The organism is Alteromonas sp. K632G, assembly GCF_017653625.1.
In the GTDB taxonomy this organism is placed as follows: Bacteria; Pseudomonadota; Gammaproteobacteria; order Enterobacterales; family Alteromonadaceae; genus Alteromonas; species Alteromonas naphthalenivorans.
Window position 1 is genome coordinate 26,837 of record NZ_JAGGDM010000010.1, and the last position, 25,312, is coordinate 52,148.

Sequence of the window (25,312 nt, forward strand, 5' to 3'; positions counted from 1 at the left end):
GTATTTACTTATTTAAAGGCAGGACACGAAGAAATGGTTACTCTCAAAACAAACTTTGGTGATATCACCCTAGAATTATTTGAAGACAAAGCCCCTAAAACTGTAGAGAACTTTCTAGCTTATGTTAAAGAAGGTTTTTACGATGACACTATTTTTCACCGTGTAATTGACGGTTTCATGATTCAAGGTGGTGGTTTCACTGCAGATATGGATCAGAAAGACACCAAAGATACTATTGAAAATGAAGCAAACAACGGCGTTGCTAACGAAATTGGTACTATTGCGATGGCACGTACTAACGATCCGCATTCAGCAACTGCGCAGTTCTTCATTAACGTGGGTAATAACAGCTTCCTTAACCATACTAGCGAATCAGTGAATGGCTGGGGCTACTGCGCATTCGGTAAAGTTACCGACGGTATGGACGTAGTTGAGAAAATTAAAAGCGTTAAAACCGGTTCAAGCGGTTATCACCAAGATGTACCTGTTGAGCCAGTTGTTATTGAAAAAGCGGTTGTCGCTTAGTGCTGTTAAGTGAGCATTTCAAACCTTAAATGCTCACTATCGCTACATCTTAAGCAAAGGCCGTACTCATTCAAAGCGGCCTCTTTTTTCCAAACGCCTTTCAAAGTTGTCCATTTCTATGTCATTTACCTACTTCATTGCCGATTTACACCTAAGTGCAGATCGACCTGACATCACAGCGTGCCTAATGCAATTTTTAGAAAGCGATGCAAAGGAAGCCGATGCCTTATATGTGCTGGGCGATTTATTTGAAGTATGGATAGGCGATGATGACGTTACCCCATTTAATACCGCTATTGCAGAGGCATTCAAGACTTTAAGCCAACATGTGCCTATCTATTTCATGCATGGCAATCGCGATTTTGCCATACGCGAAGGCTGGACAAATAAAGCGGGCATGACACTTATCAACGAACCCACCGTTATTGACTTATACGGGACACCCACACTTATCACCCACGGCGACGAGCTTTGCACTAACGATGTGGCTTACCAAAAATTCAGAAAGAAATCTCGCGGTTGGTGGTGGCCTAGGCTAATGCTAGCCTTGCCTTTATGGTACAGACGCCGCGTTGCAAGAAATGGTCGAGCGGAAAGTAAAGAGAACCAAAAGCACCTTAAGCCAGACATTATGGATGTGACACCCACAGAAGTGATTAAGGTTATGGAGCAGCACAATGTTCAACGCTTAATTCATGGACACACACACCGCCCAAACATTCATTCTCTTACCGCCAATGGCAAACCTGCTACCAGAATCGTGTTAGGTGACTGGTATGATCAAGGCAGTACATTGTGTGTGTCACACTCCAATGTTATGTTACAACATCACACTTTTAAGTAGCGATATCTGAGACTTAGCTTCCTGCCATACTAAAAATTTCATAAATTTAATTTTATTATTTGTCTTTTAAACATGCTTTTCTAACACCCTAATTTGTAAAGATAACTTACAAATAGTCTTACCCTCCTTTTCTTAAATTTTGTACCTATTAGTTGCTTTGTTAAAGCCCGTTCAAAAATCTGTCAAATAAACGTCACTTTCACGATATATCGTTGAAAATAGCGCATTTAAATGATAACGAGAATCAATTTCATTTGTCGATTTGCGTACTAATTAACAATAAAACTGACCATCACAATTTAAATTCAATGTAGGGAACGACGATGAATCGTACTTGGAAAACGAAGCTTAGTGCTCTTGCACTGGTTGCTTCATCTGGTTTGCAAGCAGCTGTTTTACCCGAACACCAAACAGATAACGCATGGTATTCAGATGCGCAAAGCAAACTTACTGAAAAACTAGTGACAAACAACCAGTTCAAAGCCAAAAACGTGATTTTGTTTGTAGGCGACGGAATGGGGGTTTCTACGCTTACTTCTGCGCGCATCCACAAAGGGCAGCTTGAAGGCGGTTTGGGCGAAGAAGGTTACTTGGCATTTGAAACTTTCCCCCACACGGCGTTGGTTAAAACCTACAATGTTGATGCACAAACTCCAGATTCAGCAGGTACGATGACAGCGATGATGTCGGGCCTAAAAACGGATGTGGGTGTTATTGGCGTTGACGAAGATATTGAACGCGGTGAATGCGCTACCGTTGCTGGCAATGAAGTTATTACTGCACTTGAACTTGCTGAAATTAAAGGGTTAGCAACCGGTATTATCTCTACTGCACGTATTACACACGCTACGCCTGCGGCCACTTACGCTAAATCAGCTGATCGTAACTGGGAAGATATTTCAGATATGCCAGAAGAGGCTGCTGCGGCTGGCTGTATTGATATTGCCGATCAGTTAGTAAATTTTGAGAGCTTCCTAGAAGGCAGATATACAGGTGTTGATGTAGACGGTATTGAAGTGGTTATGGGCGGTGGCCGTCGTCACTTCTTACCTAAAGACGCGTCTTTTAATAGCGCTGATGCAGTTAGCGAAGTAGAAGGCGATCGTACAGACGACCGAGACCTTACGTCAGAATGGCAGCAGATGTATGAAAATGGTGTTTATATTGTTGACCAAGCAGGCTTCGACACTTTAGACACTGAATCGACTGAACGGGTTTTTGCTTTGTTCAACGAGTCACACATGCAGTACGAAGCAGACCGCGCCAATGACGTAGCGGGCGAGCCATCTATTGCTGAAATGACCGAAGCTGCGGTAAACATCTTAGATAACAACGACGCTGGTTTCTTCTTAATGGTTGAGTCTGGCCGAATTGACCATGCCCACCATGCTGGCAATGCAGCCGGTGCACTTACAGATACTTTGGCGTTTGAAGCCGCTGTTATGGCCGCGTATGAAAACACAGATCCATCTGAAACACTTATCTTAGTAACGGCTGATCACGGCCATGTATTTACTATTGCAGGCTACCCAAAACGCGGTAATCCCATTTTAGGTAAAGTGGTTAATGTTGGAGCAGAAGAACCTGCTACAGCGTCTGACGGCACGCCTTATACCACATTAGGTTACACCAACGGCTTAGGTTTTCGTGACCTTGGAACAGAAACCGATTCTGATGAAGGTTACAACTACGATAATGCGGCAGGTCGTATGAACTTAACCAATGTAGATACCACTACCGCCGGTTATCACCAAGAAGCACTTATTCCACTTGGATCTGAAACACACTCTGGTGAAGATATAGCATTACACGCAACTGGACCAGGAAGTCAATTAGCACAAGGTGTGATAGAACAAAATGTTGTTTTCCACCTAATCAACCAAGCCCTTGGCCTGATAAACGAATAAGTGGAGAAGAACAATGAAACTTTTTAAATTGAGTATTGTTGCATTAGCAGTTGCCGGCCTAACCGCCTGCTCTCTTGAAGGCGATGACGGAAACGATGGCGCAGCAGGCGTTGATGGTTCAAACGGTCTTAACAGCTTAACCGTGCAAACAGCGTTAGCAGTAGGCGATACCAACTGCCCGAATAGCGGTGTACAGTTTGATTCTGGCCTAGACACCAATGCAGATGGCACCTTAGGTAGCGACGAGATTACCGACACAAGCTACGTTTGTTCTCTAGGCAGCTCTGAAGTTGCAACCGGTGAGCTACTTACTACTTTAAACAACGACTGGTTTATAGCCGCCAGTGCAGAAGTGGAAAACAACAAGCAAGTGTGGATGGATGCTACCGGCACCTCAGCCAGCATATCTAACGCTAACATTGAAGTAGCTCAAGTAGCTGACGATGAAGAATTACAGGCTATGGTAGCCGACCTTCGCGGTAAAGCGAAAAACGTGATTCTATTCGTTGGTGATGGCATGGGCATTTCAACCATCACAGCCGCACGAATTCTAGATGGCCAATTGAAAGGGCTTGATGGCGAAGAAAACCAGCTTAGCTTTGGTAAATTCCCATTCTCTGGATTGTCTAAAACGTATAACGTTGATGCACAAACCCCAGACTCTGCTGGCACCATGACAGCCATGATTAGCGGTGTAAAAACCGATGTAGGTGTTATTGGTGTTGATGAAGATATTGAGCGAGGCGAATGCAGTACAGTTGCTGGCAACGAACTCGTAACCGCATTAGAACTTGCAGAAATAGCGGGTAAATCTACCGGTATTATATCTACTGCTCGTATTACTCATGCTACGCCAGCCGCTACCTACGCCAAGTCGGCCGATCGTAACTGGGAAGATGTATCTGATATGCCTGAAGATGCGGTTACTGCTGGCTGCCCTGATATTGCCGATCAACTAGTAAACTTCGAAGCCAACTTAGAAGCTAACTATGAAGGCTTAGACGTGGATGGCTTAGAAGTAGTCATGGGCGGCGGCCGCCGCCACTTTCTTCCCAACGATGCTGCATTTAATAGTATAGATGCTGCAAGCGAAGTTGAAGGTGATAGAACGGATGGTCGTGACCTTACCGCAGAATGGCAAGATATGTATGAGAATGGTGTTTATATCGTCGACCAATCTGGTTTTGACGGCTTAGATACTGAAACGACCGAACGCGTATTTGGTTTGTTTAATGAATCGCACATGCAATATGAAGCTGATCGCGGCAACGATATTGCTGGTGAGCCTTCGGTGGCAGAAATGACTGAAGCGGCTATCAATATTCTTGATAACAACGATGAAGGCTTCTTCCTTATGGTTGAATCGGGCCGTATTGACCATGCTCACCACGCTGGTAATGCTTATGGTGCTTTATACGACACCTTAGCCTTTGCTGACGCTGTTGCTATGGCTGACGAGCTGACTAACGATGAAGATACACTTATTATTGTTACTGCTGACCACGGCCATGTGTTTACCATTGCAGGCTACCCTAAACGTGGTAATCCTATATTAGGTAAAGTGGTAAATGTTGGCGCTGACGAAGCCGCTACCGCGTCTGATGGTACACCCTATACCACGTTGGGTTACACCAATGGTCTTGGCTTCAGAAACCTTGGAGACGAAACCAATTCAGATGCGGGTTACGCTACAGCGTACGATACTGGTCGCAAAGACCTTACTGATATCGACACTACTACCCCGGGTTATCACCAAGAAGCGTTAGTTCCTATGGGCTCAGAAACTCACTCAGGAGAAGACGTGAGTATTCATGCTAAGGGCCCTGGCGCTTTCTTAGTAAATGGCACAAACGAACAAAGCGTAATCTTCCATATTATGGACTTCGCGGGTGACATCGTTACCCAAGCAGACGCCGTAGTGGAATAAAAAATTACGTTTATCATCAGTTCTAAGGGAGCGTTCACGCTCCCTTATTTCGGAGTTTTAAATACATGAAGTACCTAGTTTTACCCTCGTTAGCTTTAGCCACGTATGTTATTTCAGCCTTACTAACGGCAGCGCCTAGCCTCGCAACCTCTGTTACCACAGATTTGGACACCCACTCCAGCAAGGTGGACACCCACACAACTAGTATTCTGGATGCTAATAATCTGGCGAAGAATAATTTGGACACCCACACAAAATGCGAACTTGAAGCGGGCAACCTGAAAGCTGACTATACCGTCACTACCCGCCGCGGATTCACTCCCGGTAATAGCACGGAAATTTCGCTTTTACGCTATAACAATACGGTTGCTCATCAGTACCCACAGGTTGGCATTACTGAAACTTGGACGATGGTGCGAAACAAGCTAATCAAGCCTGTTCGTTATTTTGATAAGCACGAACGCGCTATCGAATATCAGCCGGGCGAAAGTATTCACGGCCGAGTAGAAAAAGATTTTTCATTTCGTTATCAGTTAATTAGCAATACTTTGCTAAACAAAATGACTTTAGAGCGTTCTGAAGGCAAAGGTTGTATGAAAATTGAGTATTTAACTTATCAAAATAGCAAAGTGGATATGACGCTCGCTTGGCTACCTGAGTTAAAACTAATCCAACAGTTTCGTGTTAATGAAAAGAATACTACCCGAGAGTGGTCATTAGTTTCAGTTAACGACAATGTAAACTTAGAAGCATTTTTTGAAAGCCGTGGTAAATACAAAGCTACCGATTATGCTGACATTGGCGATGATCATACCGACCCCTTTTTAACCAATATGGTAAATCAAGGGTTTATAGAAGCAGGCGCTAGCGGATTTTACGACCAAAATGGAAATGCGATAGGTGAAGGTCACCGTCATTAAACTTTAGGTTTATCATATAAAACTGTCCCTAGTTTGGTCGTTTTTCACTGGATATATAAACAGAATGTGATATAAAAAGGTTAATAAAAACATCATCAGGGACGGTGTAAATGTTAGATATTTTGCTGAGCGATGCGAATTTTTGGTTTAGTATCGCGTTAGCCACGGTAGCCATTCTATTTATTATAGAAATTGTGGGGCTAGTTTTTGGCATAAGCATGGTTGGTTTGCTTGACGATATGCCTAACTCAAATATTGATGTAGAAAGTAGTTCTATTCTTAGTTTTGGGAGCTGGCTCAATTTAGATAGAGTCCCGCTACTAATATGGCTGGTGGTACTTTTAACCATTTTCGGTTTACTTGGGTTTGTGACTAATTTCGCCACCCAATCTATTGCTAATATCACCCTACCCGTTTGGGTAACGCTCCCTTTTTCCGCGATTGTCGGTACCCTACTCACATCGAAAGTCAGTGTGATAATTGCGGTTGTTATTCCGAAATTTCAAACTTCTGCTATTCAAAACGACGACTTCATAGGTGCGGTAGCACATATAACTATTGGGATTGCATCGAAGGGAAATCCTGCTGAAGCTAAATTCACCGATGATTATTCACAGCCCCACTATGTTTTAGTCGAACCTTTTGAAGACAATGAACTCTTCAAACAAGGTGAGCGCGTTATCCTTGTTAAGAAAACCACCCACAGCTGGTTAGCCACCCGTTATCAATAATAAATAAGAGACTGAGTATGGAAACCCTTCAAACATCAAACTTACCTTCATTGCTATTTATTGCAGGTATTATTGTAGTAGCCCTTATCACTATTGGGCTTATTTTTGCCAAACTATACACTCGAGCGACCAAAGAAACTGCCTTTGTTCGAACTGGGCTTGGTGGTGAAAAAGTCATCAAAGACGGGGGTGCAATTGTACTTCCTGTTGTACATGAAATTATTCCAGTCAATATGAACACACTGCGTATAGAAGTGGAAAAAACGCAAAAAGATGCGCTCATAACGAAAGACAGAATGCGCGTTGATGTTAAAGCTGACTTCTATCTACGAGTAGCGCCTAATTCAGCCGGAATATCTATGGCAGCGCAAACTTTAGGTACGCGCACAACCCGAGCTGAAGAAGTTAAAAAACTAATGGAATCGAAATTTGTCGACGTACTTCGTGCGGTTGCCGCCGAGATGACCATGACGGAAATGCACGAACAACGTGCCGATTTCGTACAGAAAGTACAACAGAGCGTGGCTAACGATTTAGAAAAGAACGGTTTGGAACTGGAATCAGTCAGTTTAACTGGCTTCGATCAAACTGACCTTGAATTTTTCAATGAAAACAACGCATTCGATGCTGAAGGTCGTGCTCGCCTTGCTAAAATTATTGAAGAAAAGCGCAAAGAGACTAATGATATTCAGCAAGAGAACCGTATCCTTATTGAACAACGTAACTTAGCTGCTGAAAAGCAGTCTTTAGAAGTAAAGCGCGATGAAGAAGAAGCCCGCTTGATGCAGGAACAAACCCTCGCATTTAAACGCCAAGAACAAAAAGCGGAAATCTCGAAACAGCGTGAAATGAAAGAGCGTGAAGAGCGCGAAGCGGAGATTGCTAAAAATCGTGCGATTGAAGCTGCTGAAATCGAAAAGTCTCGCGAGATAGAAACTCAAGAAATTGCGAAAAGCCAGGCTCTTGAACAAGCGCGTATTCGTCAACAGCAAGAAGTAGAAGTTGCTGAGCAAGTAAAACAAATTGCGGTTGCTAATAAGTCTGAAGAAGAATCTGCGGCACGCGCGAAGGCCGCAGAAGCAGAGAAAACCAAAGTTGAAAAAGAAGAAGCCGTTATTACCGCAAAATTGGTGGCCGATGCTGAACGTAAGAAACAAATTGAAGTTATCGATGCGCAAAAAGAAGCGGAACGTGATGCGGTGAATATTACTGTTGAAGCAGCTGCGAAGAAAGAAGCGGCTGAAAATACTGCTGAAGCTATTTTAACGGAAGCAAAAGCTAGCGCTGATGCGAAAATGCTACAAGCTGAAGCGGACGAGAAAGTGCTTGCCGTAGAAGCCGCAGGTAAACAAGCACTTTATGAAGCAGAAAATACACTTAAAGATGAACAGATCGAACTTCAAAAATCGCTAGCTATGATGGAAGTTTTACCTGAGCTTATCGCCCAAGCAGTTAAACCTCTTGAGAACATCGAAGGAATTAAAATTCTTCAAGGTTATGGTCAAGGGAACGGTCAATCTGGTAGTGGCCAAACCGTTGCTACAGGTAGCGGTTTAGCCGACCAGGTTACACAAGCGGCTTTAAGTTACCGAGCGAATGCACCTGTAGTTGATGCAATGCTTCGTGAAGTTGGTTTGGTAAATGGTGAAAGTGGTACCCTCGATGACTTACTTACTGGCAAAAGTGAAATATTAACAGGCACAGCTGCTAACGCACCTGTCATAAAAGCCCCCACTCCTCCTAAACCCGATGCATTAGCGGAGTAGTATTTCGTAGCAGATAAGCTCATAAAGAAGCCCCTTTTAGGGGCTTCTTTGTTTTATATTGATAGGCTGTATTCACTTTCTTTAAGCAAAACTTAGACACCCACCGAATTTCATATTCGATGCCTCGCCTACACTAGCAACTTAAGCTCGGACAGCCACACAAACCCGCCACAAGTTCAGTATATTAATATTTATGTAAACGGCACTATTGTGAAACTTATAAAATTACAGAGTTTACGCTATGCCGCGCCCTCGAAAATCGCTCATCTGCTTACAAGATACCCCTTACTACCATTGTATTTCGCGGTGCGTGCGCAGAGCGTTCCTGTGTGGTGAAGACCATTACAGCAAAAAGAGCTACGAGCATCGCCGTCAGTGGGTTGAAGCCAGGCTAATCAAACTAGGAAGCATATTTGCTATTAACGTTTGCGCCTATGCAGTGATGAGCAACCATACACACGTCGTTTTGCATGTCGACAGAGATGAAGCCTTATCGTGGACTACTCACGAAGTATTGAAACGATGGCATACGCTTCACAAAGGCACTAACTTAACCCGTCAATATATGCAAGCTGAACAGCGTAGCTTGCTTTCGGACGCCCAAATAGAATCCGTAATAGCAACTGCAAATATATATCGTCAAAGGTTGCACGATATCAGTTGGTTTATGCGGCTTTTAAATGAGTTTATTGCGCGTTTAGCAAACAAAGAAGACGAATGTACCGGACGTTTTTGGGAGGGGCGGTTTAAATCTCAATCATTACTTGATGAAGCCGCCTTGGCCGCCTGCATGGCCTATGTGGATTTAAATCCATTGCGCGTAGGTTTATCAGAAACTCCAGAACAATCTGACTTCACCAGTATCAAAAAAAGAGTTGCTGCAGCTAAGATTGGAAAGCAACCTCAGTATTTACAACCTTTTTCTGGTAGCGGAAATGTAGTTAAAGGGCTTCCTTTTCTTCTCCATGATTACCTAGAGCTCGTCGATAAATTGGGAAGAAAAATCCGTTCTGATCAGAATGGCTATATTTCCAATATTCACTCGCCTATTCTTGATCGCACTGGTCTACAAAATATAGACTGGGAAGGCATGTGCCAAGGAATTGAAACACAGTTTTCATCGTCAATTAGCCTTTCAATAGCTATACGGAGACAGAAGATACTGGAAACCGCCTAACTAACTGTATAAACCTAAACGCTACATAAACCTAAAAGACACCCTCAGCGCAACTCTTCTAATAGTAACCAATCGCACGTTCAATTTTATAAAAAACTTTATATCTCGACCACTTAATAAAAGCACCATACGAATTACTCTAACCTCTCCAATAAATCACTTTTAGCAACAAGAGGGGCTATTATTTACTCTTAAAACCTCAAATAGATAAATGGCCTATATTGCAGCTGATGTATGGATGTCTAAATATTGGAACTCTATCAAAATATTCGATTTTTTGATTGAAGTAAAAATAAAATCAGTATGAAATTTAATCAATATGTGAAAAAACTGTTACACTCCGAAAGTCTCTTGGAGTTTGAAGTAGGGGGCATTAACTCACTTCAATATTATCAGGAGATAATGAATGAAAATTATACTTTTAGTCCTTACGCTAATTGGCGTTTGTACAAACCTACAAGCCAAAGATCGCCTTGATGTCTATGAAGATTTTGATATTGGTACCGAGCTTGTTTCGATGACCATGGTTAAAGTCGACCCCAACATGGAAGATATGTATTTAGCTGGGCTACAGCAATCTTGGGCTAAAGCCGTGCAAATTCAAAAAGATATGGGTTACATCAAAGACTGGAAAATATACGCAAGTGAACTCCCCTTAACTGGTGACTTCAATATGCTATTAGTCGTTACCTACGAGAAACTTTCTGATTTGGAGCCCAGTAAGAAAAAATATGAAGCCTTTATGAAAAAGTGGGGGGAAGACAATCAAACTATGTCTGAAGAACTCAGCGCCGGATACCCAAAAATCCGCACCTTGACTGGGGAATATATTTTCCGTGAAATCATCTTAAAATAATCAACGTGATTTATATATCTTCTCAACGTGTGACTCTTCGCGTCCTTGCGATTTAAGAGTCACACATATTTTTATCTTCATAAGTTAAGGATAATGGTAACGTTTTACGGTTAAAGCCTATCGGTTCTCCATAAATTATTGACTAAGCTCATACCTAGCCTAATCACTTATTTTGCAGTCCTTCCATCACCTTATCCATTGTGATTGGAAATTCCCGAATTCGCACGCCTGTTGCATCTGCAATCGCATTGGTAATAGCGGCTCCAGCGCCTGTAATACCAAGTTCGCCAATACCTTTGGCGCCAATAGGAGATGCTTCATAATCTGGCGTTTCTAGGAAATCTAACGTGACCTCAGCAATATCGCGGTTTACCGCAATATGATATTCACCGAAGTCAGGATTGATAAAACTGGCCGAATCAGTGTGATGATGAATGGCTTCGGTAAGTGCATACCCTGCCCCCCATACCATCCCGCCTTTAATTTGCGAAGACGCCGTTTTTTCATTAAGGATTTTACCTGCTGAAAAAATACCATATTGTCTTTTCAGTCGCACTTCACCTGTGTGGGTGTCCACTTCCACTTCTACGAAATGCGCGCCACAAGAGTATTGCTCGTCTTCACTGGTGTCGTCTTCGCTCACTTCACCTACTTCCGTTAAAGGAAAGTCATCCTTATCGATAAGCTCACTTAAAAGAAAACGCTGTGGCTCGCTACTATTAGTGTGGGTGTCCACATCTGTTTTAGTGTGGGTGTCCACATCTGTTTCATAAACCACCAGCGTGTTGCCTTCTAACACCAATTCACATTCCGGCGTAAGGTTTGGCAACTTTTGTCTGAGTGCTTTCTTCAACGATTTCTTCAACGACTCGCAGGCCTTCATTAATGCTGAGCCTGTACTTGCCGCGCCGAAAGAGCCCCCAGAACCACAGGATGGTGGCAAGCTGCTATCACCAAGTTGTACATCTACACTATCAAGCTGTGAATGGAATGCGCCTGCCGCTATCTGCGCCAATATTGTGTAAGATCCCGTTCCGATATCTGTCATATCCGAACGCACAGTAAGCTTTCCGTTGCTGTCGAGGCTTATGCTGGCTGCACTGGGTACCAGAACGTTCATACGCATAGCACTCGCTACACCGTGGCCTATTAATTTCCCAGGCTTGGGCGCTGGTTTATGTTGCCACCCAAACTTCTGTGCCCCTTCTTGCAAGCAGTCGCCAAGCCTATGGGTGGTAAAGCGCTTACCGCTAACAGGGTGAACTTCAGGTAGGTTTTTAATTCGAAAGGTAAGCGGATCTATCCCCGCTTTTAGGGCTAGTTCATCTATGGCCGATTCAAACGCCAGCGAGCCAATGGCATCACCAGGCGAACGTGTAGAATCGATAAGCGGGGTGTCTGCATCCTTTATTCTATGGGTACTGTTTATAAATTCTGCAGCGTACGTTACACGTGCTCCCGCTCCAGTAGCCTCGGCAAACTCGTAACCTTTTGCTTTCGGCATAGCACTATGATGTTCAATATCACCTATCAGACCATCACTGTCGCAACTCAAATGCATCTGCTGAAAACTATGTCCTCTATGAGGCGCATTGTAAAATACCTGGCGTCTGCTTAGAACAACCTTCACCGGTCGCTTCAAATATCGCGCCCCTAAACAGGCCAATACGGCATCGTAATGCAAACCTAGTTTTGAACCAAAACCTCCCCCAATAAAGGGGCTTTTCACCTCAATGTTCTCTTCATCTAATTCGAAAGTAACCGCTAACGCTTCCACTGCCGAAGCAATAATTTGCACGCTGGTATACACGCTTAGCTTTTCGCCATCAAAGTTTGCAATGGTTGCATGTGGCTCCATAGCCGCGGATATTTGAGAGGGGGTGGTATAGTCAGCCTCTATCTCCACTGCCTTTTTATCATGTTCTCTATTTCCACTTTCGACATCAGCTTCAAATCCGCCATCAAGGGAATCAGGCACGGTAGTGGCCTGCTCTGAAGATAGAAGCAAATCTGGACTTTTAGCATCAATCGTATACTCAACCAAGCTTGCAGCATAACGGGCTTGCTCCAATGTATCGGCAATGACTAAAGCAACTGGCGCACCGAAATGACGAATATGAGGCTCGTTTAGTACAGCCCTACTCTGCGTAAAACGGCTTTCGCTTGCGGGCTTACTGAATGGCTTAAGCGGTCCAGCATTTTTATAGGTTAGTACAGCATGCACGCCCTCTGCCTTTTCAGCTTTCTCTGTCGATAAATGAGTAATTTCTCCTACGGCAGTGTCAGAAGATACCAGCCACCCCACTAACGCTTTTTCATCGAACTGCTGCTCGGCTGCGTAGCGTGCGTGTCCAGTTACTTTTAAAACACCGTCTACGCGATTTTTCGGCTTTCCTAATACGTTTTTCGAAGTATCAATTTTCATAAAGCGCTCCTTCGTAATCATCATTTTCACACTGATGTTCATAAAGTGAATTCAGCACGCTTTTGAATGTATTACGGAGTAAATCAGGTTTGAAATTGTTACTGCCATATACCTTCGCATCGGCCAACTCAGCATCAATAGCGAGGTCTAAAACTTCATCAGAAAACTCAGCGCCTGTAAGCACTTTAATAGCGCTCACAGGGAACCAAGGTTTAGTTCCTACCCCGCCAAAACCTAATGTAACCTTTTCAATTCTATTGCCTTTTACCACAAGCCCAGCAGCTACCGATACCAAAGCAAAGGCATAAGAAGAACGGTCACGCACCTTACGGTAATATTGGCTGCCATGACGTTGTTTTGGAATAATGACGGCAGTAATAACCTCTTCATTCTCTAGAATATTTTCTATATGAGGTGTACTACCGGGCTCGCAGTAAAATTCACGTACGGGTACCACCCGTTCGTTACCCGATTTTGCGGTTAGCAGCAGTTTTGCATCAAGAGCCATCATGGCCACCGCCATATCCGATGGGTGAGTGGCAATGCAATCATCACTAGTGCCTAAAATGGCATGAATACGGTTCATACTTGTTAGCGCATCACATCCTGAACCAGGTTGGCGCTTATTGCAGGCCTTAGTGGTATCGTAAAAATAGTAGCACCGCGTTCGTTGTAGTAGATTGCCTCCGGTCGTCGCCCTATTTCGAAGCTGCACCGTGGCGCCACTTAATAATGCTTGAGATAGCAAGGAAAGTGATGGTTTGTGATAAGCGTAATTGGCGAGCGCCGTATTCGTAACCATGGCACCAACACGATAATGATCGTCGTGTTCAGTAATACTCTGCTCATCTTCCCATTGGCTTAAATTAATCAACTGTGAAGGGGTTTCAACCTGAAGTTTCATCAAGTCGATAAGATTAGTACCTCCCGCAATATACTTAGCACTGTCTTCGGTTGATAAACCGGTAATATCTTGAGTATGCTTTATATTTTGTACGCTGAATGGGTTCATTATTGTGGCTCCAAAGCAATAACATCTTGTATTGCATCAACAATATTGGGATAAGCGCCACAGCGGCATAAATTGCCGCTCATTCTTTCACTAATATCTTCTTTGGGTGAGTAGTCAGCACTACAGGTCACCGCACTGGGGTTCTTTGCCGCTAGCTCATCCATTAACGCGACACCCGAGCAAATTTGCCCTGAAGTACAATAGCCGCACTGAAAAGCATCCCGCTCTACAAAGGCCTTTTGTAGGGGGTGTAACTCATCATTCTTGGCTATTCCTTCAATGGTGGTAACCGATTTTCCTTCAAGCTGAAAGGCGAAAACCAAACACGCATTTACTCGCTCTCCGTCAACTAATACGGTACAGGCACCGCACTGGCCGTGATCGCAGCCTTTTTTGGCACCAAACATAGAGAGGTGTTGATGTAAAAAATCGAGTAGCGTGGTTCTTGGATCTTCAGGGAGGGGATAAGCTTCTTCATTTACAAAAAGAGTGGACATGGCGTTTTCCTATACCGTACAGCTATCAATCCATTACTGCTCAGGAGTTAGCTGAATATTTGTCATTCACCTTTTCACTACGCCTCCTCTTTATGTTTGGTTCAGCATTAAATGTTGCGGTTAAAAAAAAAGAAAAACCGCACGCTCTTTAGGTTGCCGTTAACATATGAATGTAAACGACAACTATCGGAGTTTGTGCGGCTTTAGTTACACTGCGCATTTCGTTACGCAAAGCATTGCTATTTAAAAACAGCGTTCGCATACACTTTCCATGAAACTGTGATTACCATGCTTTGATTTTATAACGTAATTTCTATAGCGAAACTAAGTTACTGGTACAAGTAAGGGCCCGTCCAGCTATACTTTTCACCGTCTATTTTCACACTATGTTTGGCGTTTTTCGACGCATCTTCATTGGAGATAATAAACACTTGCTCAGTACCTTTAACGTCGGTAATTTTAATACCTGTATAGGCTTCGCTATCAAGCACCACACTCAAGTCAGTAATACTACTTTTTGAATTCTGTGATGATTCACTAACTCGGCTATAAGACCCATGAGGCTCTACTACCGATACGAACAGGGTATCCTGTGTATCATTTCTGCGAAGCATGATGGCTGGATCACGTCGTAAGTTAAACTCAGGGTCGTTAGCGCCTATACGGGTAAAAAACACTTCATCTTCACTGTTAGTGATAGAAGTAATGGTGTAATACTTGCCATTACTTAACCACGAAAACTGAGTGTTGTGGTCAGCCGCATCGCCTTTTCCTTCAACGTATAAATGTTGATAGCCATTATCATCACCTAACGGATTCAGGCTCGTTGGCGTATCGTATTTGAAGTTCATATCTAATACTTGGCCAAAATAGTAGAACGGAAAGTCATACTGATTTTTCTTATCTGACTCAACCCGCATAATGTCTAACACGAACGGCTTTTCGAAGTTGTCGTTAGCGATCATAGCCATAGTGCGGTGCATCAAGGTACCAGGGTACGCATTTTCTTCTGTCGCACTTACCACTTTGATATCTTCGCGCTCTGCATCAAAAGTAAATAACTCTGAATGATGCTGACTCGCTATATCGTAATCGCCGTTAAAATGTTTCTTCTGATTTATCGACAAAGTGTTATGCGCGATGGTGGTTTTCGCCCAGGTTTTGTTCTCTTTTAAGTAGTTACCGCCACCTTTTTGCTCAATATTTACAAAACGCGCTAAACCGTAATCTTGTAATACTTCCTCGCCTTTTTCATACATTGAAAAAGAAAGTTTGTCGTAATGGCCATGACTTAAGCCTTGGGCCGCATACTTAAACACCAAGGTCATATCTTCATCACCTTGGCGCAACACACCTATGCCACCTTGCTTGCCATTCACGCCGTCACTTAAGTTCACTGATTGCTTGATAAAAGGTTCAGCCTTACCATCGCGAACGTCAATTGCCGCTTGTAGCCCTGATTCTTGCAATAACACTTCGCCTTGTTTTTCAACAACACTAAGCAGTTGTGGATTCTTATCACCGTAGAAATAAGCTAAATCCACCGCACTCACCAAGGAACTCTTGTAATAAGACATCCCTTTTTGGGCATCATTAATTGGGAAGAATTCACCATCAGCATCAGACAAATTAAGAAGCGCGTTTACGCCTTTCAATAAAACGTTGTCTTTGTGCTGAAGCACTTTTAAGTCTGGACGACTGTTGTCCATTGCTAAAGCAAAAATAAGGAAAGGATACATTGCATAGCGTTGGTAATATGGTCCTTCGGTATAATAGCCATCTGGCGAGAAAGGTTCTTCTAGGTTAGCAAAGAAGCCTTTGCGCTGACCTTCTACCTTAATGGTGCCACCGTCGTTATCTTTACCGCCTACTTCTAAACCATCATCTTCAATACCATACAAGGCACGCTGAATAAGTTCTTCGTCGTTCATGACTAGGCCAATCATACCGACCGCCGCGATGCCCCACGTGCTATGGTTGTGAACGCGATTGAAAAACTGCGGGTTCTCTAGTGAGATAAAATCAGCGAACGGACGGAACAAATTCGTTTCTAGCGTTTCCCGTTCTTCAGCTGAAAGATAATCATAAATGGCATCATAAGCTTGGCTCATGTAAACCAACCAGTTACTGTCGTTTAAGCACTGCCAAAACAATTTACCACGCGAATACGAGCGTTCTTGAGGGTGTAGCGGTAAATCTTTGTACATGGCTTCATACTGAAACAACATATCGCGAATGTATTTTGCGTATTTTTCGTCGTTCAGTACCTGATACAACACACCGGCTTTTTGAGCTACAAAGAAGTTTTGCTTGTGGCGTTGATGGGTATAACCGCCTGAAAAGTCTTTAGGAATAGGCGTATCAATTCCCATAGCAATTTCTGCATCGACTTCCTGTTTAACACTTGATAATGTTGTGTCAAACAGGGGAACTTGGCCTAAATTGTCTCTCATTCTTTCCACACCAGGTTTAGTAAGAATAAGATTAGGATGTTCTTTTGCTTGCAGGGTAAAAGGCGACATAGTTATGCCCACCGTTAATAACGTAAGGGTAAATTTTTTTATATTCATATTATAAGTTCCGTTTTTAACACTTCGCCTTTTTAGAATTTATTAACAATGGGTGTAGGGTAAAAAATTGTTAATAAGAAGATAGCGAATTGAGGATTAGTACAATAACAGAACCTCTAAGGTATAAAAGCTGACCACTGCGAGAAAACGCAAAAACAACCAACTATTTGTTCGAAATATAGCCATTTGTAGTATTTTTACTAAAAAATCTTGCATAGGCAGGTTCTAAATAAAAACGTGAATAGGATGATAAACGTGACGTACCACTTAGTACGCCACGTTGAATACGTTATGTTTCGCTAGTCAACATTGCATTGAGCTAGTTTTATCACATCAAACTCGATATGCGGTCCCCCAACAAACAAGTTAGAAACCTTCTAAAACGATTTTTCCAATTGCTGTGCCTGCTTCTAGGGTTTTATGCGCTTCAATTAAGTTCGCCGCATTAATTTTACCCAAATGCTTACCTACTGTCGTTTTTACGTGGCCTGCGTCAATTAACGCGGCAACATCGGATAGCAACTCACCTTGGGCGCTCATATCTTCTGTTTGGAACATTGAACGGGTGAACATAAACTCCCAGTGTAAAGAAATACTCTTTGGCTTGAGCTTTGAAATATCTAACGCTTCAGGGTCGTCAATAAGTGCAATCTTACCCATAGGCTTCATTATTTCTACGTAGGCATCGAGATATGCATCAGTGGCATTCAAGCTTGCCACATGTGTAACTGGCCCAATATTTAGCGCAGTAATTTGTTCAGCTAATGGTTGGCGGTGGTTAACGACATAATCAGCACCCAAGCTCTTCACCCACTGTATAGAACTTTCACGAGAAGCAGTGGCTATAACCGTAGCACCGGTTAAGGTTTTTAGCAGTTGAAGCATGATTGAACCAACCCCGCCAGCCGCGCCTACTACCAACACGGTTTCGTTAGTTTTCTTGGGATTACCCGCTTGTTGTTTTTCAAGCGCCAAATGTTGGAACAATAATTCCCATGCAGTTATCGCGGTAAGCGGTAATGCCGCCGCTTCGCTATCAGACAAGCTTTTCGGAGCACGGCCAACAATGCGTTCGTCTATTAACTGGAATTCAGCATTGGTGCCTTGGCGTGTTAAATCGCCCGCGTAATATACTCTATCACCTACTTTCAAGGTTTCTACATCATTACCAGCTTCAACCACTTCACCTACCGCATCCCACCCCAAAATTTTAGGTTCACCATTTTCAGGCGACACACGTTGGCGAATTTTAAAATCTACTGGGTTAACGGCAATTGCGTTGATTTTCACCAAGACATCCCGTCCCGACGCGGCAGGCTTGGCAAGCTCTACATCCGTTAGTGCGTTTTCATCTGTTATAGGTAAAGATGTAGTGTATCCAATTGCTTTCATCGAGAAATCCCCTTCTGCTTAAGTAAAATACTGAACGAATGTGCATATTCATATGCCATGAGAATATAATACGCCTTGACTGTTTCAAATTAAACAGCACAATATTTGAAACATTTTCAATAGAAAATAGATAATCTATGTTGCTTGAAGATCTCATTGTTATTTTAAAGGTCGCTGAATTTCGCAGTATTACTGCAGCAGCATCTAGCTTAGACATGCGCACAGCAACCGCGAGCGCTGCGGTTAAGCGAGTTGAAAGTACGCTAGGTTCCGACCTTTTTATTCGAACAACTCGTTCGCTTCGCCTATCTGCTGCGGGTGAGCGTTACTTACCTGTTTGCGAGCAAGCCATCACCATGCTTGAACACGCAAAGCAAAACTTACAAGAAGATACAGGAAATATTGAGGGTGAATTACGCATAGGCTTATCGTCAGATTTAGGCCGCAATGTTATTGCCCCTTGGCTTAACCGCTTTATGGATGAGCATACTGGTATTAGCATGAAGCTGCATTTAAGCGACAGCAACATCGATTTTTATCGCGATCCTGTTGATATCGCCCTTCGTTACGGTTCGCCAAATGATGCCAGTTTATACGGCTTTAAAATATGTGAAGTGCCTAGGTTATTGGTAGCCTCCCCCGCTTATTTAAAACAGCACGGCACACCAAAAACCTTAGAAGACCTACCTAAACACAACGGCCTTTTTTATCAGCTACACGATATTATTTATAACGAGTGGGAGCTTACCCGCAACAATCAACCCGTGAAAATTAAAATGCAGGGTAACCGTGCTGCTAATGACGGCGACATGGTGCGAAGATGGTGTGTGAATGGCCATGGCCTTGCAGTAAAGTCTAGTTTGGACATGTGCGACGACCTACTTAATAACCGCGCAGTTGCCTTAATGCCTGACTATATTGTTAAGCCTACCCAATTATGGCTAATTTGCCCTAGTAGGCAATCCATAACGCCCGCCGTAAGGTTGCTAAGAGATACCCTTAGGACACAATGCCAATACCAATTACAACAGTTGGTGGCGGCAGGTATTTTTGCCGAGGATCGAATCTAAACCGTGATAAGTCCGCTGGGAGTACCGCGCTCAGGCCCGTGTTGCTGAACATGTTCAATTAGGGCAGGAAAAAAGCCTAGAAATAAGCTATTTAAGAGCGTGAAGTTTGCTTCTATATCTTGCACGCATTGAGCAAAATCATTTTTAAATCGTATACGCTTCGCGACTGCCTGTATAGCGAAACCTATCCCTTCAAACTCCGCGTAGTCTGCAAACCAGTTGTGCGTAATCATATGAGAAACACTACGCTGCATGGTGGTGGGCATAACAGGCAACTTCTTTTCCAATAATGAAAAGCTTTGCTCACAAAATGCTTCAAATGGAATGGTAGAGAATCGCGTCCAATGCGTAATTAATAAATGATCGAACAGCATATCTATCGCCACAGGTGCAAAACGCCTGTGCTCTGGTTTAAACAACGCTTTTGCTTGTTTTACGCTAGCATGACTGTCAGTAAACTTATCTACTGTATAGTGGTTTTCTAGGCCTTTACTTACGCCATTACTGAGCGTGGCGAGTGCTACACCTTTGCGAAAATCGCCAAGTAAATTCCCGTAGTGAGAATCGGCAGTAGGTTGGGCTAAAAAAAGGTGTGCTAGATAATTCATTGTTCCATTATACGTAAAGTTACAAATAAAGTTTGTAGGAATGTGGGGTACATGGTTTAACGTCAGCGTTGATAGCTGGCTATGGAGACATCGTCCAACCCTACTTGGTTTAGTAGAGCCTCAAACCTTTCATCTTGCCTTATGGGTGAAAGGCGAGAGTCGAACCGGCTGAATACCAGGCAGTTTGAACGTGATGAAATTGCACTATTCAACAGCTCGAATGCGCGATCAAATTCGTCCAGAATAATGTAACTTATCGCGGTTTCATAAGGACACATAAATGCGTTTAACGTTTCGGCCTGCTTTAATAGCGGCGCTATTTTGTGCTTATCACCTGCATAACCATATGCTTGAGACAGTGCAATTAAAGCAAACGGATATTGTGGAGCGAGCGCTACTCCTTTTTGAGCAAACGCAATAGCTTCTTCGTGCTCCCCCATTAACGAAAGCGAAACACTCGCTCCGCTATATAATACGCTTACCCGAGGGTGTTGCTTTATTTTGACCCTAGCCCAGGCCACCGCTGCATCAAAATCACCTACCATTGCCAATGCCCAATGCCCCCAATCTGCTAACTCAACATTTAACGGATCAAGCTTATCGGCCTGCCTTAGCGCTCTTTTGACACCTTCAACATCCCCTAAGCCAGCGTAATATAGGGCGAAACCTAGCTCGGTTAACACCAGTTCGGAGTTTTGGGATTTCGCGGCATTAAGCACCTTCCAAGCATCATTCCACCTCCACGCAAATACGTAGGCAAGACCCAGTGACGATAGCGCATCTGCGTTATTACTCGAGACCGCTAGCGCACCTTGCACGCTACTCACCACCATTGGAAGTACTTCACTGGGAGTGTCAAAATAAGACATTATCAAACGATATGCATTTGCCCTTGCAACATAGGCAGCTTCAAAAGAAGGATCAAGTGCAATAGCACCACTGAAAAGCTCAATGGATTTACGCAAAGGCTCATGGCTTAACAGATTCATCTGCTGCTGCCCCTCTACGTATAATTCATAAGCGGCTACATTATTAGTAGGCAACGCATACAGTGCCTCTTCCATTTTAGGGCTAATGGCAACCGACAAAGACGATGCTGCGCCACTGGCAATTTCAGATTGAATTGAGAAAAAATTCCTATCATTAACTTGCCCTAAAAAAGCTTGATCCCAAATAAGCGCGCCGGTTTCAAGGCTAAATAGCGTAGCAGAAACTTTAATGTTTCCCTGCGAACTCACGTTCACAGTCGCGTCTAAAACATGCGTAACGCTTGGAATTTTGGTTCTAATATTCGTAAACGATTTATCGTTTTTAAAAACGAATGCTGAAGATGAAGGTACAACTCGAAGTTCGGGTAAATGGCCAAATTTTGTAATCATTTCTCTGGTTATTTGTTCCGTAAAGGGTTGCCATTTTTTGTCGTCATCACTTGATATGCCAAACGGCAATACTAAAATATATGGCTGACTATTTTGGTTATTAGTCTCTGCTGCCCCCCTGTAGAAAGTAATAAAAATTAAACCCAGCAGTAAGGTAAAGAAAATGACCACAGAGGTCTTTGAAAAGAGATACTTTAATAAAGCCTCAGGCTGTTTTAACGTTGAATTGCTATTCGCTGAAGCCTGCTCAGAGGTAGGCGTGTTTTTGAGCTGGGTTACTGTCGCGGCAAATCGATAACCTCTACCTCGCAACGTAGTGATGACCCTTTGCATCTCACCATTGTCGTCAAGTAGCTTTCTTGCGGCTTTTATATGATTGCTAAGTGTGGTGTCTGAAACCTCTCTAGCAGCCCAAATTTCTTTAAATAACTCATCTCGAGTTACTAACCGGTCGCGATGGTCAATAAGATAAACAATTAAGTCGAAAACCTTAGGCTCGACCGCTAGGGGCTCGCCATGCTTTACGATGACAAAGTTTTCTGTGTCTATCTGAAAATCTGCCACTTGGTAAATCATTTTATTCACCGCTATTTTGAAAAGATTAGTAACGCGAGAGCCATAACCTAACGTCACTGCGCTGTAGTTACATAATGATTAGCTATTTTTTAGCTAATCATTATCTAAACCTTAAGTTTCTCCACCCAGCCGACCTTAAAATAGCACCTACTTTTGGCAACATCTATTAACGCTTACCGGAGGAATACATGCCAACCCCTTTAGCTATACTTCTAGATCCGATATCTCTTGGTTTCTTCGCTTTGTACTTATTACTTATCATGGTCGAAACATTGAGGCCTGCAAGAGCGTTGCCGCCAACTAAGTTTTGGCAGGCGCGAGCGTTATTGACCTTTGTAATATATTTCTACGCATCAAGTTATTTGCCCCTTATATGGGACACTCACCTTTATCAATATCAACTGTTCGATCTTACCGATATGAATCCGTTTGCGGCTTGTATTATTGCCCTTTTGGTGTTCGAACTCTTACTCTACGGCTGGCATCGTGCTATTCATGAAAATCGGTATCTATGGCGAATATTTCACCAATTTCATCATAGCGCAGAACGCATCGATACATTTGGTGCTTTTTATTTTAGTCCATTCGATATGATTGGTTTTACAGCACTAAGCAGTCTGGCTTTGGTAGTATTTGCGGGCGTTAGCCCAGAGGCTAGTACATACTTTCTATTCTTCAGCTCGTTTTTAGCTATCTTTCAGCACACAAATATTAGTACGCCCCAATGGTTAGGATTTTTTATCCAAAGGCCAGAGAGCCACTCCTTTCACCACAAGAAGGGAGTGCATCGTTACAATTACTCAGACTTACCTATTTTTGACATTATTTTTGGAACATTTAAAAACCCAAAAACCTTTGTAAGTGAAACCGGGTTCTATCAGGGTGCCTCAATGCGATATTTAGATATGCTGCTATTTCATGATGTGGTTAGAGCAGCTAAAGCAGAGGATGTTATCAACTCAAAAAAATCATAGTTAGCAAACAACTTGCGGAGGCGATGCTTCAGGGGGCTATACCTGAAAAGGGCTATGCTTGCGAAGGTTATAGTTGAGAGTGCAATGATAATAACGTGCATTTCCATCGCCAGCCGATGCCTCTAGTGTGGTACAATTATACTTTACGTTGGCCCTAATTTAGTTTTAAAGACAGTGAATACAGCAGAATTACTCGCCCCTATAAATACGTTTTTACACGCTACAACACCAGGTGCATGGGTTGAAGAAGCTACCAAGCCTGAAAACTTTTCCATGCTGCTTTTAGATCATTTGATTTGTGAGCTTAAAGCATCTCAATCGGCCATGTTTCTTATTCGAAAATATGCCGTCGATAAAGAAAGTGGCGATGCCCTTTTGGCGTGGCTACAACCTTTCGAGCAATACGTGTATAAACGCGAAGGTGACTGGCGAGATTTACCGTCGAAAAATAAACTGTCGAAATCTGTTATCCCACGCTCTGATTCAAAATATGGCCAAGACCTTGTTGATAAAATGGTGCTACTAATTAAAGAGGAGTTACATCACTTTTATCAAGTATTGGAGATGATGGACCATTTCGATATTGAGTATCGAAGCATCACCCCTTCGCGCTACGCAAAAGGGTTACTAAGGCATGTTAAAACTCACGAGCCAGATGCCTTAGTCGACAAACTCATATGTGGCGCTTATATCGAGGCCCGCTCTTGCGAGCGATTCGCAAAATTAGCGCCCCACGTAGATGCAAAGCTTGGTGAATTTTATATTTCCTTGCTTCGCTCTGAAGCTAGGCACTATCAAGACTACTTGTCGCTGGCCACCGATATCGCGGGCAAAGATATTTCAGAAAGAATTGCGTACTTTGGTGAGGTAGAGGCTGAATTAATCACTACCAATGACAGCGATTTTAAATTCCATAGCGGGCTTCCAGCTTAAGGTATTTATAACGCCCTTACAGGCTTTCTAAAATGAAGGGTTGGAAGTTGATAATGCGTGGTGTCATGTCACGCTTTCAACTCATCGTTTATCGCCACCTTTTCTCTTTGAGTCTTGTTTACTTATTTTTATTCATACCCTTTTTCTTGTCTGGATGTTCTTCTCTAGTTATTTGAATGCTCTTATCTGGTTGCTCTCAACTAATTAGTCTCGTCTGATGCTCTTACCTGATTACTTTTACTTGGTTGCACTTACCTAATTGCTCTTCTTTACGCGGCTAACCGGGTCGATAGCACCGCCTTACCTAAGATAATCCTTATATCAATTAAGCTATTTAGCCTTCAATTCGTTTAAATTACAGCCTGATTTCGACCCATCTTGGTGCACCCCACCCAAATAGATTAATAAGTGCGTTTTAAGACCTATTTTTCACACTATTTATTTGACTGATTCATCATCCTGTAGCAAAATTGTCGTGTAAATTAAATGTTGCATTTTATACTTTAGTATTAACATTGATTCTTATAAAAAATAATACTCTTCAGACTTTCTCAGAGGCGAAGGACAATGCTTTTAAACCATGTTATTGGGATGTACACACATCCAAAAGAAGAATGCCGTAATATCGATCGACGCCAGGAAACTTTTTTCTACGCATTTAGCCACATTGCTATTATTGCGTTAATACCCACTATTGTGGCGTATTACTCAACTGTTTACACAGGTTGGAGTATGGGCGGAGATCTCATCAAATTAAGCGAAAGCAGTGCGCTATTAATGGCGACGGGTATGTATTTCGGCTTAGTTGCTGGCGTAGTGGCCTTGGCAGTGGTCATTCATGAGCTAGCTAAAGCGTTTGAATCAACCACCACTTTCACGCAATCACTAGAGTTAGCCGCTTACACCGCTACCCCATTATTTATGGTGGGTTTTGCTGGTTTGTATCCAGAGCTTTGGGTGGTAATGGCTGCACTATTAGTAGGTGTAAGCTATTCAGTCTACCTACTTTTTTCTGGTGTGCCTTTGTTATTACAATTGCCACAAGAAAAAGGGTTTATCTATTCCAGCTCAGTGGTTACCTGTGGGCTAGTATTAATGGTTATTTTAATGACTGGCGCAGTACTATTGTGGGGTATTACAACAGGCCCTATTTTCGCCAGCTAGCGAATAAAAAATTGTAATTTACTTTACCTATTCAGCCATAAAATAATAAACACAAAAAA

Annotated in this window: 20 protein-coding genes; 13 read left to right on the plus strand and 7 right to left on the minus strand. The window is 42.9% G+C overall.

Going from position 1 to position 25,312, the window contains the following annotated elements:
* Positions 1–33: 33 nt before the first annotated feature.
* The 9 genes from J5X92_RS11200 to J5X92_RS11240 all read left to right on the plus strand — a co-directional run bounded on the left by J5X92_RS11200 (position 34) and on the right by J5X92_RS11240 (position 10,653).
* Positions 34–525, plus strand: coding sequence for a peptidylprolyl isomerase (locus J5X92_RS11200; protein WP_013783527.1), 492 nt, complete (start codon positions 34–36; stop codon positions 523–525).
* Positions 526–643: 118 nt separating this feature from the next.
* Complete coding sequence (gene lpxH, locus J5X92_RS11205) at positions 644–1,369, plus strand: UDP-2,3-diacylglucosamine diphosphatase (RefSeq protein ID WP_126871477.1); 726 nt, start codon at positions 644–646, stop codon at positions 1,367–1,369.
* Between the two features lie 323 nt (positions 1,370–1,692).
* Complete coding sequence (locus J5X92_RS11210) at positions 1,693–3,276, plus strand: alkaline phosphatase (RefSeq protein WP_126871476.1); 1,584 nt, start codon at positions 1,693–1,695, stop codon at positions 3,274–3,276.
* A gap of 13 nt (positions 3,277–3,289) precedes the next feature.
* Complete coding sequence (locus J5X92_RS11215; RefSeq protein WP_126871475.1) at positions 3,290–5,203, plus strand: alkaline phosphatase; 1,914 nt, start codon at positions 3,290–3,292, stop codon at positions 5,201–5,203.
* A 65-nt stretch (positions 5,204–5,268) separates the two neighbouring features.
* Positions 5,269–6,123 (plus strand): hypothetical protein, encoded by an 855-nt coding sequence (locus J5X92_RS11220; RefSeq protein ID WP_208805796.1) that lies wholly within the window; start codon positions 5,269–5,271, stop codon positions 6,121–6,123.
* 110 nt (positions 6,124–6,233) lie between these two features.
* Positions 6,234–6,854: an OB-fold-containig protein gene (locus J5X92_RS11225; protein WP_013783522.1), complete on the plus strand. Its 621-nt coding sequence runs from the start codon at positions 6,234–6,236 to the stop codon at positions 6,852–6,854.
* Positions 6,855–6,871: 17 nt separating this feature from the next.
* Positions 6,872–8,620, plus strand: a complete 1,749-nt coding sequence (locus J5X92_RS11230; protein ID WP_208805797.1) for a flotillin domain-containing protein — start codon at positions 6,872–6,874, stop codon at positions 8,618–8,620.
* 241 nt (positions 8,621–8,861) lie between these two features.
* The gene (locus tag J5X92_RS11235; protein ID WP_013783519.1) at positions 8,862–9,797 is read left to right on the plus strand and encodes a transposase; all 936 of its coding nucleotides are present in this window, start codon (positions 8,862–8,864) and stop codon (positions 9,795–9,797) included.
* A 406-nt stretch (positions 9,798–10,203) separates the two neighbouring features.
* Positions 10,204–10,653 (plus strand): hypothetical protein, encoded by a 450-nt coding sequence (locus J5X92_RS11240; RefSeq protein WP_013783518.1) that lies wholly within the window; start codon positions 10,204–10,206, stop codon positions 10,651–10,653.
* A gap of 163 nt (positions 10,654–10,816) precedes the next feature.
* Here J5X92_RS11240 and J5X92_RS11245 read toward each other — a convergent pair whose 3' ends face one another.
* The 5 genes from J5X92_RS11245 to J5X92_RS11265 form a co-directional block, all read right to left on the minus strand.
* Positions 10,817–13,078, minus strand: coding sequence for a xanthine dehydrogenase family protein molybdopterin-binding subunit (locus J5X92_RS11245; protein WP_013783517.1), 2,262 nt, complete (start codon positions 13,076–13,078; stop codon positions 10,817–10,819).
* Entirely contained in the window at positions 13,068–14,090 is a 1,023-nt protein-coding gene (locus J5X92_RS11250; protein WP_208805798.1) for a xanthine dehydrogenase family protein subunit M, read from the minus strand. The genes J5X92_RS11245 and J5X92_RS11250 overlap by 11 nt, the downstream gene beginning before the upstream one ends.
* Positions 14,090–14,587, minus strand: coding sequence for a 2Fe-2S iron-sulfur cluster-binding protein (locus J5X92_RS11255; protein WP_208805799.1), 498 nt, complete (start codon positions 14,585–14,587; stop codon positions 14,090–14,092). The genes J5X92_RS11250 and J5X92_RS11255 overlap by 1 nt, the downstream gene beginning before the upstream one ends.
* 329 nt (positions 14,588–14,916) lie before the next feature.
* Positions 14,917–17,109, minus strand: a complete 2,193-nt coding sequence (locus J5X92_RS11260) for a heparinase II/III family protein (RefSeq protein ID WP_232363221.1) — start codon at positions 17,107–17,109, stop codon at positions 14,917–14,919.
* A 414-nt stretch (positions 17,110–17,523) separates the two neighbouring features.
* Positions 17,524–18,549: a zinc-binding alcohol dehydrogenase family protein gene (locus tag J5X92_RS11265; RefSeq protein WP_013783513.1), complete on the minus strand. Its 1,026-nt coding sequence runs from the start codon at positions 18,547–18,549 to the stop codon at positions 17,524–17,526.
* A gap of 137 nt (positions 18,550–18,686) precedes the next feature.
* Here J5X92_RS11265 and J5X92_RS11270 point away from each other — a divergent pair, with 137 nt between their 5' ends.
* Positions 18,687–19,619: a LysR family transcriptional regulator gene (locus J5X92_RS11270; protein ID WP_013783512.1), complete on the plus strand. Its 933-nt coding sequence runs from the start codon at positions 18,687–18,689 to the stop codon at positions 19,617–19,619.
* Here the strand turns inward: J5X92_RS11270 and J5X92_RS11275 are convergent.
* Positions 19,616–20,227, minus strand: coding sequence for an ACP phosphodiesterase (locus J5X92_RS11275; RefSeq protein WP_013783511.1), 612 nt, complete (start codon positions 20,225–20,227; stop codon positions 19,616–19,618). The two genes, J5X92_RS11270 and J5X92_RS11275, sit on opposite strands and share 4 nt — an antisense overlap.
* 62 nt (positions 20,228–20,289) lie before the next feature.
* The gene (locus tag J5X92_RS11280; RefSeq protein WP_013783510.1) at positions 20,290–22,182 is read right to left on the minus strand and encodes a transcriptional regulator; all 1,893 of its coding nucleotides are present in this window, start codon (positions 22,180–22,182) and stop codon (positions 20,290–20,292) included.
* Between the two features lie 188 nt (positions 22,183–22,370).
* Between J5X92_RS11280 and J5X92_RS11285 the strand changes: the two genes are divergently transcribed.
* The 3 genes from J5X92_RS11285 (at position 22,371) to J5X92_RS11295 (ending at position 25,253) form a co-directional block, all read left to right on the plus strand.
* Positions 22,371–23,156 carry a sterol desaturase family protein gene (locus J5X92_RS11285; RefSeq protein ID WP_208805800.1) on the plus strand — a complete coding sequence of 262 codons (786 nt, stop codon included), beginning with the start codon at positions 22,371–22,373 and terminating at the stop codon, positions 23,154–23,156.
* 174 nt (positions 23,157–23,330) lie between these two features.
* Entirely contained in the window at positions 23,331–24,089 is a 759-nt protein-coding gene (gene miaE / locus J5X92_RS11290) for a tRNA isopentenyl-2-thiomethyl-A-37 hydroxylase MiaE (RefSeq protein WP_013783508.1), read from the plus strand.
* A gap of 567 nt (positions 24,090–24,656) precedes the next feature.
* Positions 24,657–25,253, plus strand: coding sequence for a Yip1 family protein (locus J5X92_RS11295; RefSeq protein WP_013783507.1), 597 nt, complete (start codon positions 24,657–24,659; stop codon positions 25,251–25,253).
* Positions 25,254–25,312 lie beyond the last annotated feature (59 nt).

Coding starts and splice junctions, on each gene's coding strand:
- J5X92_RS11220 (WP_208805796.1), top strand. CDS start 5,269: ATGAAGTACCTAGTTTTACCCTCGTTAGCTTTAGCCACGTATGTTATT.
- J5X92_RS11200 (WP_013783527.1), top strand. CDS start 34: ATGGTTACTCTCAAAACAAACTTTGGTGATATCACCCTAGAATTATTT.
- J5X92_RS11260 (WP_232363221.1), bottom strand. CDS start 17,109: ATGTCGCCTTTTACCCTGCAAGCAAAAGAACATCCTAATCTTATTCTT.
- J5X92_RS11230 (WP_208805797.1), top strand. CDS start 6,872: ATGGAAACCCTTCAAACATCAAACTTACCTTCATTGCTATTTATTGCA.
- J5X92_RS11255 (WP_208805799.1), bottom strand. CDS start 14,587: ATGTCCACTCTTTTTGTAAATGAAGAAGCTTATCCCCTCCCTGAAGAT.
- J5X92_RS11245 (WP_013783517.1), bottom strand. CDS start 13,078: ATGAAAATTGATACTTCGAAAAACGTATTAGGAAAGCCGAAAAATCGC.
- J5X92_RS11295 (WP_013783507.1), top strand. CDS start 24,657: ATGCTTTTAAACCATGTTATTGGGATGTACACACATCCAAAAGAAGAA.
- J5X92_RS11215 (WP_126871475.1), top strand. CDS start 3,290: ATGAAACTTTTTAAATTGAGTATTGTTGCATTAGCAGTTGCCGGCCTA.
- J5X92_RS11240 (WP_013783518.1), top strand. CDS start 10,204: ATGAAAATTATACTTTTAGTCCTTACGCTAATTGGCGTTTGTACAAAC.
- J5X92_RS11225 (WP_013783522.1), top strand. CDS start 6,234: ATGTTAGATATTTTGCTGAGCGATGCGAATTTTTGGTTTAGTATCGCG.
- J5X92_RS11280 (WP_013783510.1), bottom strand. CDS start 22,182: ATGATTTACCAAGTGGCAGATTTTCAGATAGACACAGAAAACTTTGTC.
- J5X92_RS11210 (WP_126871476.1), top strand. CDS start 1,693: ATGAATCGTACTTGGAAAACGAAGCTTAGTGCTCTTGCACTGGTTGCT.
- J5X92_RS11285 (WP_208805800.1), top strand. CDS start 22,371: ATGCCAACCCCTTTAGCTATACTTCTAGATCCGATATCTCTTGGTTTC.
- J5X92_RS11250 (WP_208805798.1), bottom strand. CDS start 14,090: ATGAACCCATTCAGCGTACAAAATATAAAGCATACTCAAGATATTACC.
- J5X92_RS11235 (WP_013783519.1), top strand. CDS start 8,862: ATGCCGCGCCCTCGAAAATCGCTCATCTGCTTACAAGATACCCCTTAC.
- J5X92_RS11270 (WP_013783512.1), top strand. CDS start 18,687: ATGTTGCTTGAAGATCTCATTGTTATTTTAAAGGTCGCTGAATTTCGC.
- lpxH (WP_126871477.1), top strand. CDS start 644: ATGTCATTTACCTACTTCATTGCCGATTTACACCTAAGTGCAGATCGA.
- J5X92_RS11275 (WP_013783511.1), bottom strand. CDS start 20,227: ATGAATTATCTAGCACACCTTTTTTTAGCCCAACCTACTGCCGATTCT.
- J5X92_RS11265 (WP_013783513.1), bottom strand. CDS start 18,549: ATGAAAGCAATTGGATACACTACATCTTTACCTATAACAGATGAAAAC.